Annotated in this window: 16 protein-coding genes and 1 pseudogene; 7 read left to right on the top strand and 10 right to left on the bottom strand. The window is 48.2% G+C overall.

The window, feature by feature from the left end; genetic code table 11:
- Positions 1–62: 62 nt before the first annotated feature.
- The 6 genes and pseudogenes from NWE92_02680 to NWE92_02655 form a co-directional block, all read right to left on the bottom strand.
- A pseudogene (locus NWE92_02680) lies at positions 63–302 on the bottom strand (50S ribosomal protein L37ae).
- Between the two features lie 5 nt (positions 303–307).
- Positions 308–1,099 carry an exosome complex protein Rrp42 gene (rrp42, locus tag NWE92_02675; protein ID MCW4028538.1) on the bottom strand — a complete coding sequence of 264 codons (792 nt, stop codon included), beginning with the start codon at positions 1,097–1,099 and terminating at the stop codon, positions 308–310.
- Positions 1,099–1,833 (bottom strand): exosome complex exonuclease Rrp41, encoded by a 735-nt coding sequence (gene rrp41 / locus NWE92_02670; GenBank protein MCW4028537.1) that lies wholly within the window; start codon positions 1,831–1,833, stop codon positions 1,099–1,101. The genes rrp42 and rrp41 overlap by 1 nt, the downstream gene beginning before the upstream one ends.
- Complete coding sequence (rrp4, locus tag NWE92_02665; protein ID MCW4028536.1) at positions 1,830–2,540, bottom strand: exosome complex RNA-binding protein Rrp4; 711 nt, start codon at positions 2,538–2,540, stop codon at positions 1,830–1,832. The genes rrp41 and rrp4 overlap by 4 nt, the downstream gene beginning before the upstream one ends.
- Before the next feature lie 25 nt (positions 2,541–2,565).
- On the bottom strand, positions 2,566–3,255 hold the full coding sequence (locus NWE92_02660) for a ribosome assembly factor SBDS (GenBank protein MCW4028535.1): 690 nt from the start codon (positions 3,253–3,255) through the stop codon (positions 2,566–2,568).
- Between the two features lie 7 nt (positions 3,256–3,262).
- Positions 3,263–3,991, bottom strand: a complete 729-nt coding sequence (locus tag NWE92_02655) for an archaeal proteasome endopeptidase complex subunit alpha (GenBank protein MCW4028534.1) — start codon at positions 3,989–3,991, stop codon at positions 3,263–3,265.
- 466 nt (positions 3,992–4,457) lie between these two features.
- On the opposite strand from NWE92_02655, the gene NWE92_02650 reads away from it, so the two are divergent.
- Positions 4,458–5,027 carry a DUF488 domain-containing protein gene (locus NWE92_02650; GenBank protein MCW4028533.1) on the top strand — a complete coding sequence of 190 codons (570 nt, stop codon included), beginning with the start codon at positions 4,458–4,460 and terminating at the stop codon, positions 5,025–5,027.
- A gap of 56 nt (positions 5,028–5,083) precedes the next feature.
- Here the strand turns inward: NWE92_02650 and NWE92_02645 are convergent, their stop codons facing one another.
- Positions 5,084–5,302 (bottom strand): hypothetical protein, encoded by a 219-nt coding sequence (locus tag NWE92_02645; GenBank protein ID MCW4028532.1) that lies wholly within the window; start codon positions 5,300–5,302, stop codon positions 5,084–5,086.
- A gap of 45 nt (positions 5,303–5,347) precedes the next feature.
- Positions 5,348–6,709, bottom strand: a complete 1,362-nt coding sequence (locus NWE92_02640; protein MCW4028531.1) for an RsmB/NOP family class I SAM-dependent RNA methyltransferase — start codon at positions 6,707–6,709, stop codon at positions 5,348–5,350.
- A gap of 172 nt (positions 6,710–6,881) precedes the next feature.
- On the opposite strand from NWE92_02640, the gene NWE92_02635 reads away from it, so the two are divergent.
- The 3 genes from NWE92_02635 (at position 6,882) to NWE92_02625 (ending at position 10,219) form a co-directional block, all read left to right on the top strand.
- Entirely contained in the window at positions 6,882–7,043 is a 162-nt protein-coding gene (locus tag NWE92_02635; GenBank protein MCW4028530.1) for an Em GEA1 (EM1), read from the top strand.
- A 119-nt stretch (positions 7,044–7,162) separates the two neighbouring features.
- Positions 7,163–7,345: a C2H2-type zinc finger protein gene (locus NWE92_02630; GenBank protein MCW4028529.1), complete on the top strand. Its 183-nt coding sequence runs from the start codon at positions 7,163–7,165 to the stop codon at positions 7,343–7,345.
- Between the two features lie 120 nt (positions 7,346–7,465).
- Complete coding sequence (locus tag NWE92_02625; GenBank protein ID MCW4028528.1) at positions 7,466–10,219, top strand: DNA-directed DNA polymerase I; 2,754 nt, start codon at positions 7,466–7,468, stop codon at positions 10,217–10,219.
- Positions 10,220–10,235: 16 nt separating this feature from the next.
- On the opposite strand, the gene NWE92_02620 is transcribed toward NWE92_02625, so the two are convergent.
- Both NWE92_02620 and NWE92_02615 read right to left on the bottom strand, forming a co-directional pair.
- Positions 10,236–11,132 (bottom strand): hypothetical protein, encoded by an 897-nt coding sequence (locus tag NWE92_02620; GenBank protein MCW4028527.1) that lies wholly within the window; start codon positions 11,130–11,132, stop codon positions 10,236–10,238.
- 13 nt (positions 11,133–11,145) lie between these two features.
- Positions 11,146–13,458 (bottom strand): hypothetical protein, encoded by a 2,313-nt coding sequence (locus NWE92_02615; protein ID MCW4028526.1) that lies wholly within the window; start codon positions 13,456–13,458, stop codon positions 11,146–11,148.
- Positions 13,459–14,101: 643 nt separating this feature from the next.
- Between NWE92_02615 and topA the strand changes: the two genes are divergently transcribed.
- The 3 genes from topA to NWE92_02600 are packed head-to-tail and all read left to right on the top strand — an operon-like array spanning position 14,102 to position 16,843.
- Positions 14,102–16,171 carry a DNA topoisomerase I gene (topA, locus tag NWE92_02610; GenBank protein ID MCW4028525.1) on the top strand — a complete coding sequence of 690 codons (2,070 nt, stop codon included), beginning with the start codon at positions 14,102–14,104 and terminating at the stop codon, positions 16,169–16,171.
- Positions 16,168–16,422: a hypothetical protein gene (locus tag NWE92_02605; protein MCW4028524.1), complete on the top strand. Its 255-nt coding sequence runs from the start codon at positions 16,168–16,170 to the stop codon at positions 16,420–16,422. The genes topA and NWE92_02605 overlap by 4 nt, the downstream gene beginning before the upstream one ends.
- Entirely contained in the window at positions 16,382–16,843 is a 462-nt protein-coding gene (locus NWE92_02600; GenBank protein ID MCW4028523.1) for an OST3/OST6 family protein, read from the top strand. The genes NWE92_02605 and NWE92_02600 overlap by 41 nt, the downstream gene beginning before the upstream one ends.
- The last annotated feature ends 30 nt before the right edge of the window (positions 16,844–16,873 follow it).

The following is a 16,873-nucleotide window of genomic DNA, read 5'->3' as shown; positions in this document are numbered from 1 at the left end:
ACTGGGGAAGCCTCAACTGCACCTTCTGGAGCAACAGCCTCAGCGACTGTGCCTTTAGCTGCGCGACGTGCAACAGCGCCCAGTTTAGTGTTCGGAGTGTAGGCACCACCTGCAAAGGTAAAGTAACATTTACCGCATTGCCAAACCCCGACGCTTTTGCGATGCACACGGACAAAGCCGCATTGAGGGCATCGATGGGGTTTTTTGAGTTCAGTAACTACTTTAACATAGCGTTTTCTGACGGTGGATCCGTAACGTACGCCTAAACCTCGAGTTGGACCTACTTTCTTTGTCTTGGGCAACTTTTTCACCAGTTGAGTTTCTTACGCAGTTCTGCTGCTTTCTCCAGTGCAATCTTTGAAGCGTCTAAAATCTGTTGCGGTGTGAAAAAGCCTGAGCCGCCCTTCTGAATGGCACAGATGTTACCAGCCTCATTAGTTGCAAAGGTAATGCGTGAGTCCATAACAGATTCTTCTTCAACACCCGGGTCAATGATTAGTTTGTTGTTGATTTTGCCTAAGGTGACTGTTACGGGGTGACTCTTCATAGGTAGCTGAGTGTAGCCTTGTTTGATTTTGAGTTCGCCGTCTTTGATTTCGTAGTTTGGCATCTTTGTGTTGAGAAGTGCAGCGATAGCAGCCATTGCAGATGCGTCAATAAGGTTACCGTCGTGGTTTAAGACGTAGACATCAACGAATACTACGAAGACTTTTTTGCCGGCTTCAATGCAGAGTTTTTCTGTGTCGATAGCGTGAGATTCTCTGATTCCGCGGTCAACGACGCGGGCGAGTTCGATGCTGTTTTCGTCGGGTGGTCCGGGTTCAAAGTGGGGTGATGCAATCGGGACAAGTTCAGCGTTAACGGTCATGACACCGTCGTTTGGTGTGTCGGGGAAGGGTTCTCCAGTTTCAACTTTGACGCCTACGAGCACTTCGGTTTTGCCGAGTAATACGCGGGCGGAACCTTCAGCTTTCTCGATGATTCCTTGTTCGATTTTTATTTCGCGGTAGTCTTGTAGTCCTCGTTCGTCGAGGCGTTTGCCTTTCTCGAGGAGTTGTTCTATTTGTCGTAGTCGGACTTTAGTAACGAGTGATGACATTACTCTTCGACCTCCTTAACAACCATATATTTTGTTTTTAATGCTTCTTTTTGCATGGCATAGATTTTCTTGCATCCTTCCATCGCCATGTTGACTGCTTTCTCGAATTCCTCAGGATTGAGAACACCATCCATCTGTAGCAGAGTCACTGCGTTTAGGTTTGGCATATAGGCGACTGGAACGTCTGCGGCGCCGAGTTTGTCTTCAGCGTCAAAGAGATCCACAACTACAGTGTCGTCGACTTTGCCTGCGGCGCATGCAACGACTAGGTCCTTCATGGGGACGCCTGCATCTGCGATTGCGAGTGCAGCGGCGGTGATACTTGCGCATCGGGTGCCTCCATCAGCTTGCAGAACCTCAACAAATACGTCTACGCCTGTGCGGGGGTAAAGTTCTAAGAACAGGGCGGGTTCGAGAGATTCCTTTATGACTTTGCTTAATTCAACTTCTCTTCGAGATGGTGCGGGAGATTTGCGTTCTTGAACGCTGAAAGGCGCCATATGGTAGCGGCAACGCAGAACCATGCGGTCAGGTTGAGCGAGATGTTTTGGGTGCATTTCTCTGGGGCCGAACGCGGCTGCGAGGATTTTGTTTTTGCCGTGTTCGATGTATGCGGATCCGTCCGCGTTGGAGAGAACGCCGACTTGCAGTTTAACTGAACGAAGTTCGTCTGCCTTTCTGCCGTCCAATCGGATACCTTTCTTGTCAATTAATTTATCGGATTTTTCATTCATTGTTGGTTTTCCTCCACTTTAACAACTTTCTTTTCTTTCAATAACTGGGTAATACGGTCAGTGAGACCGCTGGTGTGGGATTCTTGCTCGATTTTGCGGATAGCCTCGATGGCTAGTTCCTCTTCTTCTATAGTTTTGCCAGTGACCAGGATGACTCCGTTGAGTCCAAGGATGATTTGGCAGTTGGTTTCCTGTTTAATCATGGAAATCATGGAGCCTTTGCGTCCGATGACACGGGGGATTTTCGTTGGGGTCACATGCAAAATTTGGCCGCGGGTAATCTTGCCTAATCCAGGTTCACCCACGGTTAATTGGGGGTCGTGGGCGCGGTCATAGCTGGCGATTTTGGCAACAATCAGGTCGCCTGCTGTGAGGACTGCGGATAACTCGTCGTTTTGAGGCTTAAAGGGCCTGCTTAATACGTCTGATGCACGTAGCAGTGCATTGTAGGGTGCTTTAATGTCGATGGTCCAGCCGTTGAATCCAACTTCTAATACTGTTCCAATAACAATGTCACCCGTTTTTGGCACATAAAACGCTCTTAGTGCAACCACGTTGACTTTTTTGTTGTCGCTGTCTACGAGTCCAATCCTTGAGGCGAAGATCTTGCCTGCTTCCACAAACGTGTTTTCGCCAGGCATATAGTCGCCTTCAGCGAGCATTTCTCCGGGCGTCACGAGCTGTTTTTTTTCAAAGAATGTTGGCATAAAATCACTTCATTTTTTCGTTACTTTAAGAGATTATTTTTGCTTCTCCACTTCCCTTAGTTAGGTCACCCAGCTTGTTTAGCAACGAAGCATAGGCGCCTGCGGGCAACTCCAATTCGCCATACCATGAGCCATCGCCGCGCCATTCCTCCCGTTTAATGGTGCCCAACGGCTTAATTGAGCCATAAGCACGCGCAGCAAACTGCGTCGGAATCTTGATTGCAACCACGACTTGCTCGATTTTTAGTGGCAGAATTGGTCGCAGCAGTTTAACGATGTCTTTGGCTTGTTCCTCTACTGGTTTGTAGGGGTCGATGGGGTAGCGGATTTGTTCCATTGCATTTTCGATGCGTGCGGGAGGATGGGGGAGATTTGTTTTGGGGTCAACGGCTTGTCGGGAAATGAAGTCGATTACTTGTCTTTTTTTATCTTCGACCATTTTTCTTCTTTGGTCGGTGGTTAATTGCAGGGTTCCTTTTTTTAGGATTTCATCTGCTATTTTGAGTGTATCCACTGTGCGGAAGGCTTTTTTCATTGATTCTTCGGAAACTTTTGTGCCTTTGTTGGCGTCAGAAAAAATGATTTCTGCGGCTAAAACCTCGGTTATAGAGGAGGCTTTGCCGTTACGGTAGTCAAGAGCTTTATGGGGCTTGACTAAGATTTCAAAATGTTCATTTTCTCTGGTTAAACGTGCAACGGTGAACTTTTCACTCATCGGGGTTTCACTTGCTCGAACCCAGTTCTTTGATGTAGCCTTCTACTGTGCTGTCGTTTAACATTTCCATTTTTTTGGTGGCGGTTGGGATGACTGCGATTTTGATTCTGGGCGGGAGTTGGCGTGCTTCAAGTGCCTTAACTAAGCATTTTACTGCGAGTTTTATGCTGGCGTCAAGACTTAGGTCATCTTTGTAATCCTCTTTGAGGATGTTTAGCACTGTTTCTCTGCCTGCGCCTAATGCGGTGGCTTTGTAGCCGCGGTAGGTTCCGCTGGGGTGCGTGCCAAATACGCGGGAACCGCTTTTGTCGACGCCGCCAAAAATGATGGATACACCGAAGGGTCGCACACCTGCATGCTGCGTATACATCTGTTGGATGTCGCAGATGCGTTTGGTTACGACTTCTACATCGATTGGTTCGTCATATGTTAATTTGTTACTTTGCGCGTAAATACGTGCTTGATCAATTAGGATACGTGCATCGCTGCTTAACCCGACAATGGCTGCGCCAATGTGGTCGTCTACTCGGAAAATCTTATATGAATAGCCTGCTTCTTCGAGTACTTCAATGTTCTCTTCGGAACCCAAAACCAGTCCTTCAGAGGTTTGGATGCCAAGTATCGTGGCTCCGCGGTTGACCAGTTCCATAGCGTACTCAACTTGGAAGAGGCGTCCGTCAGGTGAGAAAACAGTTATTGCACGGTCATATGCTCCAGGGGCTGCAAATACAGACATAATACGTTAACCTCATTTTAACCTGTGTACTTTTTCACAGACTCATACAATAACTATACTAAAAACCTTTCCTATTTAAACAAAAACCAAAAGTTACATCGAACCCCACTAAACAACCGTTCAAATCTCTAAAAATGAGCGAAAAAACCGCCAAATCGTAGCTGCGTAATTTTTGAGTGGAGTTTCGGTTCTTAGACAGTAAGAGGGACATAACTTTCTCCCTAAGTTAAAGTACAAATAAACAGGGAACTTCTAACTGATTTTCAACATATTATTGGATGGGTTTTCAGCCAATACCGACCTACCCCCCTTAGGTTTCTGCATAGAACCACTAATAGGATCCAAATAGACGCCAAATAGGTTCGTTTTAGCTGGTTTCAAATCATACCCGCCTCAAAGTAATATGCCAGAGGGCTGCGTGGATTCTTATATTTTAAACGCTACTCTAGGGTGGTGTGTGTTGGCAATGGAATCTGAGTTAGTGGTTTTTACAGTGGGGCACTCTACCCGAACCCTTGAAGAATTCATCGAACTCCTCCAAGCCAACAAAGTGACCTTAGTGGTGGATGTCCGAACGGTTCCCCACAGCCGCCACAACCCCCAATTCAACAAAGAAAACCTCCCCAACCACCTCAAACCCAGCGGCATCAAATACATCCACATGCCCGATATCGGCGGCTTACGCAGACCCAAACCCAACAGCGAAAACCTCGCCCTCGACATCGACCTGCGGGGCTACGCGGATTTTATGCAAACCAAAGAATTCACCGAGCAACTCCTAAAAATCGTAGCCTTAGCACAGACAAATCGCCTTGCCTTGATGTGTGCGGAGGCGTTGCCGTGGAAGTGCCATAGGGGTTTGATTTCGGATGCGTTGGTTGCACGGCATATTCGGGTGCTACACATCATCAGTAAGGCGGATACGGTTACGCATCTGCTAAATGAGTTGGCGCAGGTGGAGGGCACCAAAGTAACGTATCCACTTTATCCAAAGGAGACAAAACAGCGGACACTGGGAGAATTCGGAACCGTTTAAGAACAGTTTGTATGTGTTCTCATTATCAAAATTACTAATCCGACTAAAGCGGGGTTTTATTCTTGTTGAGGTTTTTGGGGTTGGGGTGGTTCTGCGAGTTTTTTAATGACATCCCGCACGATGATAAACAGTATGTTGGCGCCGATTAAGCCTATTAAGCCAAAGAGAGGCAACCAGTAGGCGAAGTCAAGTTGAGGGCTAGCTATCGGCAAAAAGTAAATCCCCACTAAGAAGCCGAACAGAGAAGTAAAGATAATGATTAGTTTAGGTTCCAAATGTGTCGCCGAATATGTTGGGGTAGCGTGGGGATATTTAGGTTTCTATGCTTCCGCTTGGCGGGTTTTGCAGAGCTTCGCTATAAAGAAGCCGTTGCAGTGATGCAGATGCGGATAGAGCCGTTGACACCCAACTAAACCCCGCAGCCCAGGCAAGCCAATCTTGGGTTCAATATCGACGAGTTCAAATTCGGGGTGCTCTTGAAGGAAACGCTCGATTACGCCTTCGTTTTCTTCCTCGGTTATGCTGCAGGTCGAGTAGGTTAAGGCGCCGCCGACTTTGACTTTGTCCGCGCAGTTGCTGATTATTTTGTATTGGAGCTCGGACATGTTCTGGATGGATCGGGGGCTTAGCCGCCACTTCGCGCTAGGTTGCTTGGCAAAGACGCCGGTGCTGGTGCAGGGCGGGTCCAACACCACGAGGTCAGCCTGCTCAGTTAAGGGTATGGAGACGCGGGCGTCGGAGATGAGGGGCGCAGCGATTTTTGTGCCCATATGCTTGGTTTCCTTGTTCCAGGTATGCATGCGTTTTGCTGAGAAGTCTACGGAGTAGATGATGCCTTGGTTTTGCATAAGCTGCGCCAGAAAAGTGGTTTTAGCGCCGGGGGCAGCGCAGACATCAAAAACGACCTGCCCAGCTTTGGGGTCTGCGACTTCGGTGGCATAACAGCTTGCTTTGTCCTGAACATAAAAGAGCCCATCACGGTAGCTTGCTAAGCCGTTTAGGGGCTGTTTATGCTCCAAAACCTCATAGGTATACTGTAAGGAGGGGACTTTTTGGAGTTTAATGCCTTCTAACGCAAGCCTCTGCACGACTTCCTCCTCAGAAGCGGATAGCGTGTTGATGCGGAGGTAGGTAGGCGGCGGGTTAATGCTGCCCTCTAAGAAGGCTTGAGCCTGCTCTTGCCCGAACATTTTGAAGCAGTACTCCACAAACCATACAGGATGATAAGTGTGCAAAGCGATTTTTTCCATGTCACCAGCGGCTTCCATTATTGGTTGAAGCTGCCGTGTTAAGAGGAAACCTAAGCAGGGTTCAACTTCGCGCATGGTTTGCCATCCGAGGATGGCGCGTCCGAGGCTGGCGATGGCTTCGGCTTCTTTGAGGTTTAAGCCCTCCCAGTTTTTGGCTATGCGGGTTTGGTAAACGTAGAGGCGCAAAAACGCTTGGATACCCTGAGTGTATTCACCTATTTTTTTGGGCGCCACAACATTGTTTATGAGTTTATCGATGAGGTTTTTGCGTCGGGTGGCTTCAACAACTAAACCGTAAGCAAAACGTATGACACTGGGGTCGCCTACGTTAAGCTGCTTTATGGTGCGAACTAGGGCAGCGCGCTCGTTGAGTCGTCGCATCTCCATCCAACTTAGGGTTTCTATAGCAACAGTGTAGGCTTCTCGCAGCAAATTACATGCACAGGCTAAGACATCGTGGGGCTACTAATAAGAGTTAAAACTAAAAAAAGAAAAGTGAAGGACTAATCTAAGGCAACGAACTGTAACTGCATAGAAGAAACCACATATCTTTATGAAAGAATCATGTGCTAGACCTCATGCTTTGTGCTGTGCGAGCCCAAAAATGGAGGTGACGGAACTGTCAAACAAACAAAAAGACGAAGACATGAACAGCACAGATAAAGGAAAAATGACGGTTCAAGAGGCAGGCAGAAGAGGCGGCGCTAAAGGCGGGCCACGCGTCCGTGAACTCATCGAGGAAGGCAAAGCATATGAAGAGGGATAACTGCTAGCTAGATGTTGAAAAAGCGAGTTAGCTGATTTTTCGACAAAAGCAAGTGTGTAGCACTTCGGGTCGCACACAGTAGTTTATGCCCCTTTCCTCAATTAAAGAGAGGTGAGTAGATGATGAGTCGAGCATCGATTAAACGCCGGAGAAGCACTCCGGAGACCCGCGCTGGACAATACATGTGTCCCGAATGCGGGCAAGTATTTGAAACCAAAAAAGAAGTCGACAACCACATCCAAACGATGCATGAGCCCCACATCCGCATGCTTTACGGCGTACTTAGCAGTGGCGGCGACTAGACGCCTCATAACAGGATTTTTGGAAAAAACAGGTTGCTTGGATTTATCGACTGTTCCAGTCGTTTCTGGGTAAAACGTTTTTAGGGTTAAGCGACACCTCTAAACGTTAAGGAAGATGGGATGGCGCGCACTCTCCTAGATTACTGCATCAGTGAACCAGCTAAACCAGCGGTTAAAGCCGAAGTTAAAGCGCAAGCGCCACCACAACAACCGCAGGCACCCCAACCGGTTGAAACAGAAATCGTGAAACCAAAAAACAGGGAGCGCCTACCTTACCCGCCCGTTGCGCCCCTTAATCTGCCTCCGTCCTATTTTGTGTCTGCTTCTTATGATGGGCGCCTAAAAAAAGCAGTTATCAAACTCTATGAACCCCAATCGGGCAACCTCTACTTTTGGTACGACAACACAAACCACAAACCTTACTGCTTAACTAATCTCAAACCTCAAGATCTCCAAAAATTCAGCGGGGTAGTTAACCATGAGGGGTTTGACAGTTTTGAAGCGATAAAAAAAATCGACCCGCTCAATGACTGCGAAATTGAAGTTACCAAAATTGTTTGTAAAGACCCTTTAGCGATTGGTGGTCGTCCAGGCGGAACCATACGCGACATCATTCCCCAAGATTATCCCAAGGTCTTCGGTTGCAAAATGCAAGACAGCAACACTAAGATTTGGGAAACTAAAATTAAGTATTACCAGTGTTACATTTACGACCGCGGTTTAATGCCCGGCATGATTTATGAAATTAAAAACGGCAGCTTAGTTGAAACCACGGTTGATTCGGCTACAGAGAACCTTAACAAAATTCGCAGCGTATTCACCGACTGTACCCCCCAAGAACGTGCCTTTGCGGAGAATTGGGCCAAACTCCTCGAGTACCCTGCGCCACAGTTTCGCCGCGCCGCAATAGACATCGAAGTTTACTCGCCACTAGCTTCACGTGTGCCTGATGCACGGGAAGGCGCCTGCCCCGTTATTGCCTGCTCCATCTACAGTTCGGATGGCGACAAACGCGTTTTGATACTCAAACGGGAAGGCATGCAGCAAGGTGACGACGCAATTTGCAAAGGCATAACCGTCGAGTACTGTGAAACAGAAAAAGAGCTTCTCAAAAAGGTCTTCGACGTCTTATGGAATTACCCCTTCATTCTAACCTTTAACGGTGACGACTTTGACCTCCGTTACCTCGTCCACCGCGCAGCCAACTTGGGCTTTTACAAAAAAGACATACCTATCGACATTGGCAAACGCGTCTGCACCCTCAAATCCGCCATTCACATAGACCTCTACAAGTTCTTCTTTAACCGCTCTATCCAAATCTACGCGTACAGCGGCAAATACAAAGACGTCAGCCTCGACGACGTGGCAAGCGCCCTTTTGGGAATGGAAAAAATCCACCTCGACAAAGCCTTTGGCGACCTCAACTACTGTGAACTCGCAGCGTACTGTTTCCGCGATTCAGAAATCACCTACAAGCTTACCAGCCAAGACAACGATTCAGCCATGAAGCTTCTGCTGGTTCTTACCCGCATTAGCAGCATGCCTATGGAAGACGTTAGCCGACAGGGCGTGAGCCGATGGATACGCAATTTCATGCAACGCGAACATCGCAGACAAAACATGCTTATCCCTAACGCTGAAGACATCCTAACCAAAAAAGGTAAAACCAGCACAACCGCAGTCATCAAGGGCAAGAAATACAAGGGCGCCATCGTCGTGGAGCCTAAACCCGGCGTGCATTTTAATGTGGCGGTTATGGACTTTCCCAGCCTGTACCCCAGCATCATTAAAGTCTGGAATCTGGGTTACCAATCTATCTGCTGCAACCATCCGGGCTGCAAAGGACACACTATCCCCGATACGCCGCATTGGGTTTGTACCGAAAAACGCGCACTCGAGAGCCTCCTCATTGGGTCTTTGCGGGATTTGCGTGTCCGCTGGTACAAGAGCCGCGCCAAAGACAAAACCCTGCCGCCTGAGGTGCGCAGTTGGTACGGCATTGCACAGGGCGCGCTCAAAGTCATCTTAAACGCGAGCTACGGCGTTTTTGGCGCAGACAGCTTTGACCTCTATTGTCCCCCAGTCGCGGAAGCCACTGCAGCCATCGGACGCTACAGCATCACCCAAATACTCAAACACGCCGAAACCGTAGGCATCACTGTACTCTACGGCGACACCGACAGCTTATTCCTCAAAAACCCCACCAAAGAACAAATCGAAGACGTCATCCACTACACCGAACACGAACTCGGCATGGGCATCGACATGGAGAAAACCTATCGATACGCAGTGTTTAGTTCGCGTAAAAAGAACTATCTCGGCGTTTTAGAAGACGGCACGGTTGATGTGAAGGGGTTAACGGGCAAGAAAAAACACATTCCCATTTTCATTAAAGGCGCGTTTAATCAGATGAAGGAGCGTTTAGCGAAGGTTAAGAACCCCGAGGACTTCGAGAAAGCCCGAAAAGACATCGCAAACATCGTCCGAGAACGTTATAATATTCTTAAGCGGAGGGAATGGGGCGACATGAATGACCTTGCCTTCCATGTGGTGTTAGGTGACGAACTTGCCAGTTACACCAAAACTACGCCCCAACACGTTAAAGCCGCAAGAATTCTCCAGAACGCCACCAAAAAAGAACTCCGGGCAGGCGACCTCATAAGCTTCGTAAAAGTCATCAAATCCACGTCGGCTCCCAGAGGAGGCGCAGAGGACAATTCAGGCGTTAAACCCGTCGAGTTAGCCAGCCGCAACGAAGTGGACGTTGCCAAATACACGGCATACTTACAGGCGACTTTTGATCAAGTTTTAGATGCGTTAGGCCTAAACTTCGACGAGATCGTCGGGTTAACTCGGTTGGCAAGCTTCCTTTGAGCGCAAAAGCAAACGCTTATGGGAGCATCTGAACAAGTGCACCCAGCAGCGTGAATAACGCCACGATACCAGCTATTATTAACACTATTTGGCGTTCGGTTAGGGGGCGTTTGTAGCAGATGATTGTGACGAGGCTTTTTCGGGCATCAGAGCTGAGTTTTTGTCCGTCGAAGGTTACGCGGGCTTTTTTGTGGGTTATAAAGGCGGTGAGTAGGATGAGGCTGGAGTTGAAGATGAAGGGCAGAATGGAGATTGCGAGGTTGGCTTTGAGGTCTGAGATGACGGCAAAGGCTGCGATGGTTATGCCTATGGCAAAGGAGCCTGCGTTGCCTACAAAGATTTTTCCGCGGATGTTAAAGTAGGTGAGGATTAGCCAAAAGATGAGTGGACCAATCATAAGAACCGCATAGGGCGAGAACGCCATTAAACCGATTATAACTATAGCGGGGCAAAGAGTTTCTAACCCGTTTAATCCAGCGAGCATGTTGACGACGTTGGTGACAATCATGACGATGAGTGGGATTATTAGGAGAACGTAGTAGGCGCCGAATTGAATGGAACCAAGAAAAGGAATGGATATGGCGGTTCGAATTGCGCCGACTTGTAAGCCTTCAAGCGCATAGTACATGAGGGGCAACGCGGCGATAAGCGGCATAAATGCTTTGTAGCGCCACTTCAAATCCATGAAGTCATCAAGCAACCCCATAAATCCGCCGAATAAGATGCAGACGGCAAGCGTTAACGCGGAGGAGACACCGTTAACGTATGTGTCTAATCCTAGCTCGAAAACGCGGTTAGAGAAGTAGATTGAAAAAAGGTATATGGTTGTGGTTAGGACGAATAATACGCCCAAACCGTTGGGTATTAAAGGTCGCCCAACTTTGTGCTGATCAGGGACCTTTGGGAAGACCATGGTGTTTCGGCTCTTAAGTTATGCCGTGATCTGCGTTGTAGGAAGCCCAGTCAATCTTGTAGATTGCAACGATTGGTACCAATCCGCCGTATTCTGTGAGACCTGTGTCTAAGCCGCTGAAGTATGCCATCTTGAAGTATTTGGGCACGGTCGTTGTGTATGATGGTTGTACAGTGATGCCCTGTGAAGCATACAGCGCATTCATTTGGTTGCAGTATTGCACAGTTGCATAGTTGAGCAGCATTGTAACTGTGGCGTTTTGACCTTGGTCGTTCCAGCCCCATTGACCATAACTGGAGCTTGTGGTATCATTGTTGTAGCCGCCGAATTGGTATTCGTCTGTCCACGCAGTAGCGGGGTTCATGTAGCCTTCAGAGATTAGGCGGTCTTTGGCTTGGCCTGAGATTCTGGCCATCCATTGCCATTTGCCTTCGTCGCCGTATCCAGCGGGAGTTGCGACGTAGACGCTGGTGCTTGCTTGTCCAACGTAGAGGACTGTGAAGACCATGATGTAGTTGACACGGCCAGGTTCGTTGTACTTGTTGTAGGTACTTAGCATTTTCATGGATTCGTTTTCGTTACCCATGTAAATGAACCCGACGTTCTGTATCTGCGTCGAGTTCACCGTAGTGTTGTCGGCTATACTGGTCACGTTTCCAAGATCCGCGAGCCAGTTACCATAGTCCCACCAAGACACCACCACGTTGTTCGAGGGCACGTTAGTCTTAAGCCAATTCACCGCGTCAAGCCATGCTCCCACGGGTTCAGTTAAACCTGCTCCACCCACGGGTAGGCTGGATGCACTGATAGCCGTTGGCACGTAGGCTTGCTGTACCACTCGGGGCATGCCCCCGGTTTGGGGTGAAAACGCAAAGTTCGTTACGAGGACGATGAAGATTAAGAACACTGCGAGACCACAGTATTCCTTGCTTACGCGTTGAAGTTTCTTCTTTGACTTCGCTAACATCCGCGGTGACCCATGCAGAATCGAGAAGAAGGGTTTTATGATGCTGAGTATGCCGATGGCTGCGATTATAGCGAATGCGGGAGCGAAGAGTACGAGTAGACGGACCATTGACATGGCGAAGTATAGTGAGGTTACGGCGAAGAGCATGAGGAATATGTTTCGGTTGGTTGGGTTGCGGAGTGTAAAGTATAGTCCTACTATGAAGAAGAGTATGCTGATTCCTAATTCTATGTAGAGGTTACCCCATGCGCTGATGCGCTGTTCAGCGACTGAGTCAATTAGGGGGGAGGAGGCGCGTATGAAGGGGTCAAGGACTGTACTGAATTTGCCTTGTAAACCGCTTCGAGTAAAGATGCCTGTAAACCATAACGTTGCAAAGCCGCCAACCGCCACAGCTATGGCGCCGCCCATTAAGGTGAGTTTGGTACGCATAGAGATGTTGTTGCGGAGCAACTCAGCAATGAGAAGCACCACAAATACGCCAGCTACAGGGATAACTGCACCTGAGAACACATAACTGGGCGAGATGTAGGGAACTTTGGTTGCTAGAAACAGCCCTAACCCAAAGGTGATGCTGTAGCTAATCAGCAGCCTAGGGGTATACCGCTTTAGCAAAACCAAGACAAATACGAAGAGCGCGGATAAGTCGACTACGTAGTAGGCGGCTCCCCAGCCTCCAATGAAGTAAGCTAGTGCAGCGGCTGCGCATAACGAGTAAACGATAGTGCCGCGTAGGGACCGTTTACCATCGAGTGCTCTGAGGAATAGGAATATGAATAATACTAAGCCTAAGACACCGGGGACTTCTGTGTCGAAGAAGCCCAGCGAGCTTCTTTGCAGAAATGAGGGGGCTAACGCCATGAATAATGCAGCGAATAAACCGACTGCTTTTCCACCCATGTCTTTGCCTATGTAGAAGACAACTAAACAGGAAATCATCGCTATGAATGCTGGTAGGATTGAGCAGAAGGACATTAAGTCAACGTTGCCGAATATAGAGACAAATCCGTAGAGTGCCGCCGCAGTCATAGGTAGTGATGGCAGCGCGGCATACATGTCTAAGCCGAATGGATACCATTTTTGGTAGTTTACCCAGTGATCAAGGTAGGGTGAGAGTAAACCGTTGTTAACCATATGCTGGGTGATGCTGTATTGATAGTAGGGGTCAAACTCGTTGAGCAGAATTTGCCCTGTGGCGAGGTTTTCCCAACGAAGGGGTAAAATGCGTATGGTGAACGCTACGAAGAGAATAAGCAGCAAGGCTGCAATTGCGATGATTGTACCATGGTTAACCTGAACGCGTAGTCTATCAAAAATCGAGAAGCTCTTCCCGAGTCGTTCTTTAAATGTTTCCCCCATTTAGCCATCTCTCCGTCGAAGTGCTAGGTTAATGTTTTTTCGTAGATTATATTAGTTTACACATTTAGGCGTTATTTATGGCTTTCCAAAATAGACCAAAATCGCTGGAGATAAGCCGCTTCCTGCAACCCCCTTCAACGCAATTACAAAAAAAGCAACACACAAACTTACCGCTATCACCCAACGTTAAATCGGGCATAGAACAAAAAGTTAAACCCCAGTTTTATGGGCAAAGCTGTCTATTAAGGGTCACTTATCGATGGATCAGCAACATAGCATCAGCGCCGGTTGATGGGTTTAACTTCCACATCTAGAGGCAACAAAGAAAGTTTTCGACCACACTTTGGGCATTTTCCGCCATACTGCTGAATAATCTCATCCGGCGGCCTTAACTCGACGCCTTCATATAAAACCTGTTTGCAATCATGACAAACAACGCGTTGCGGCATCCAAATCCCCTGAAGTATGTCGGTAACCGCTTATTTATCAGTTACTGAGAAAAATTGTTTATCCTGATTCAATAAATTATTCAGGCTACTTAGCGTTGAAAAGCTTAACTTTATAGTCACTGGTAAAGGTTGCTTGGAGGGGCTAAAGCTTATTTTAATAAAGCATCATGACTCTTCAAAAACAGGTTAGTTATTTGGGAAAATACACCCTTATCGTCACCGAGAAACCAGATGCAGCGAACCAAATAGCCACCGCCCTAGACGAAAAGAATAAACCCAGAAAAGCCGGCCTTCAAGGCGTACCCTACTATGAAGCCTACCGCAACGGCCAAATAATCGTTGTCCCAGCCCTAGGGCATCTCTACACGGTTGCCGCTAAACATAGGGTGCAGGGGTATCCTATTTTTGAGTATCAATGGGTACCACGATACCAAGCAGAGAAGGGCGCCTCGCGAATTCGGACGTGGCTTAAGGCTATTTCGCAGTTAGCGGCGGATGCAGAGGAGTTTGTGGATGCCTGCGACTACGACATCGAAGGCAGCATCATCGGCTACACGATTCTAAAATATGCATGTGGCGAGAAGGCGGACAAGGCAAAACGCATGAAATACTCTACCCTAACCACTGAAGAACTTCAAGACGCCTACGCACATTTGTTGCCGAAGCTGGATTTTGCGTTGGTCGAGGCAGGGTTAACGCGTCACGAAGTCGACTGGCTCTACGGCATTAACCTTTCTAGAGCGTTAACGCAGGCAGCAAAAGCCTCCAGCGGTCAATACGCCAAGTTAAGCACGGGCAGAGTGCAGGGACCCACCCTCAAGTTCCTTGAGGAACGCGAAAAAATCATAAACAGCTTTGTCCCCACACCCTACTGGACCTTAACCGCTAAAATCAGCATAGAAGGCATGGATTTTGCGGTTACCTACGAGAAGACTCTTGAAACGTTGGCGGAGGCTACGGCGCTGCGGGAAGGCTGCCGAAGTAAAGAGGGCGTCATCGAATCAGTTGCGGTGACGCAGGCGACGATGAATCCGCCGTTGCCCTTCGATTTGGGGAGCCTGCAAAGTGAAGCCTACCGCATCTTCAAATACACACCCATGCGGACCTCAAACATCGCTCAGCATCTCTACTTAGCGGCGTTGATTTCTTATCCGCGTACCAGCAGCCAAAAACTGCCCCCAAGCATCGGCTACAAAGGCATACTCAAAAAACTCTCAAAAGCCCCCCTCTACAACAAACCCGCCACAGAACTCCTCGCCAAACCCACGCTAAAACCGAATGAAGGCAAAAAATTTGACCCCGCCCACCCAGCCATTTACCCCACTGGTAACCTCCCCAACAAACCCCTCGACGCGGCTGAACGAAACATCTTCGATTTGATTGTGAAACGTTTTTTTGCTGTTTTCGCCGAGCCCGCAATCCGCCAAAACATAGCAGTATGCATCGCAATCAATGGCAACCGGTTTAATATGGCGTTAGTTCGAACGCTAAGCGAGGGCTGGATTGGCTTCTACAAACCCTATATGCAACTAAAGGATGATGCGTTGCCGCCGTTGATTGAGGGACGTTCTGTCGTGGTGAAACGGATTACGTTACATGAATTGTTTACTAAGCCACCTGCCCGATACAACCCTCGCACGCTGTTGGAGAAGATGGAGAAAGAAGAAATCGGCACCAAAGCAACCCGAGCAGCAATCATCGAGACCCTGCAAGACCGCAAATATCTCAGTGGCACCGACCGCCTTGAAGTCAGCGAATTAGGGTTCTCAGTGGTAGAAGTGCTCGCACAATACTGCCCCAATGTAGTTTCATCAGAAATGACTAGGAACCTTGAGGAACAGATGGAGCAGATTCAAGAAGGCAAAGTAACCAAGACATTCGTTCTGGAAAACGCGGTTGGAACCCTAAAACCTATCACGGCAGCGCTTAAAATGCAGGAAGCCGCTGTTGGAGCCAGACTTAGCGTGTCGTTACAGGCAGCGCGAATGGCTGAGCGCACCGTCGGCGTCTGCCCAACCTGCAAAAGCGGGCAACTGGTGGTTCTGCATTCTAAGAAGACGGGGAAACGGTTTGTGGGCTGCACCAATTATTTTGAGGGCAAATGCAACACTACGTATCCGCTCCCCCAAACAGGCATCATAAAACCGTTGGGCAACTGTGGTAGATGCGGGGCGCCTGTGGTGGCGGTTTATATTAGGGGCAGAAAAGCTTGGAGGCTATGTTTGAATCCAAAGTGCCCCACAAAAGGTGACAAAAAACCATGAAGTGTATAGTCTGTTGCAGAGAAGCACAAAGAGAAGGATTCTGTGGGCTGCATTGGGCAGCGTATGTTAATGTAAAAGACAAGTTTGGAGTTTGGCAGAAAGCAGAAAACCTCGGTTGGGTGGAATACTTAAGGGAGATTCAGAAAAATTCATTAACTGGAGAATGGGCTAAAGAAGTAGTAAAGCATCTACTTTGGGAAGAGGAAAAAGATGTCACACAAACAACAACAAAAGAAGAAAATCAAGACTAAGCCAGAAGCACCCGCACCACGCTCGTCCCTTTCGTTCTCGCTAAGCCGATGGCTCCGCAAACTCACCGAAAACGCGCCTTCAACATTGCTGGTTACCGTACTCGGTGTTTCTTATGTGCTGTTTCTCTTCGGCGGCGGCTTATACTCACTCATCACTCAACCCGCAGCTTCAGGATATTATAATGGACAATTCTTCTTCCTGTACCCCAACATCAGTAACCAATACATGTCGGACACCCTAATCTCAATCATACTCTACGCATTAGGGTTTGTTGGGTTAATGGCGATTTACCAAAGCACCAAAAACGTCCATAAACCACGCCAAGCCTACATGCTTTTAATTATAGGCGTAGCTTTCCTGTTGATCTCCTACCTGTTCCTCGAAGGAGCAATACTCTTCAAGACAACCTACAACGGGTAAAATATACTCGTCTAACTTTTGTTTATTTTT

It is taken from the genome of Candidatus Bathyarchaeota archaeon (assembly GCA_026014745.1).
Classification (GTDB): Archaea; Thermoproteota; Bathyarchaeia; order Bathyarchaeales; family Bathycorpusculaceae; genus Bathycorpusculum.
This window is presented reverse-complemented; position numbering and strand designations above follow the sequence as displayed.

Coding starts and splice junctions, on each gene's coding strand:
- rrp42 (MCW4028538.1), bottom strand. CDS start 1,099: ATGTCATCACTCGTTACTAAAGTCCGACTACGACAAATAGAACAACTC.
- rrp41 (MCW4028537.1), bottom strand. CDS start 1,833: ATGAATGAAAAATCCGATAAATTAATTGACAAGAAAGGTATCCGATTG.
- rrp4 (MCW4028536.1), bottom strand. CDS start 2,540: ATGCCAACATTCTTTGAAAAAAAACAGCTCGTGACGCCCGGAGAAATG.
- NWE92_02660 (MCW4028535.1), bottom strand. CDS start 3,255: ATGAGTGAAAAGTTCACCGTTGCACGTTTAACCAGAGAAAATGAACAT.
- NWE92_02655 (MCW4028534.1), bottom strand. CDS start 3,991: ATGTCTGTATTTGCAGCCCCTGGAGCATATGACCGTGCAATAACTGTT.
- NWE92_02650 (MCW4028533.1), top strand. CDS start 4,458: ATGGAATCTGAGTTAGTGGTTTTTACAGTGGGGCACTCTACCCGAACC.
- NWE92_02635 (MCW4028530.1), top strand. CDS start 6,882: ATGGAGGTGACGGAACTGTCAAACAAACAAAAAGACGAAGACATGAAC.
- NWE92_02630 (MCW4028529.1), top strand. CDS start 7,163: ATGATGAGTCGAGCATCGATTAAACGCCGGAGAAGCACTCCGGAGACC.
- NWE92_02625 (MCW4028528.1), top strand. CDS start 7,466: ATGGCGCGCACTCTCCTAGATTACTGCATCAGTGAACCAGCTAAACCA.
- NWE92_02620 (MCW4028527.1), bottom strand. CDS start 11,132: ATGGTCTTCCCAAAGGTCCCTGATCAGCACAAAGTTGGGCGACCTTTA.
- NWE92_02615 (MCW4028526.1), bottom strand. CDS start 13,458: ATGGGGGAAACATTTAAAGAACGACTCGGGAAGAGCTTCTCGATTTTT.
- NWE92_02605 (MCW4028524.1), top strand. CDS start 16,168: ATGAAGTGTATAGTCTGTTGCAGAGAAGCACAAAGAGAAGGATTCTGT.
- NWE92_02600 (MCW4028523.1), top strand. CDS start 16,382: ATGTCACACAAACAACAACAAAAGAAGAAAATCAAGACTAAGCCAGAA.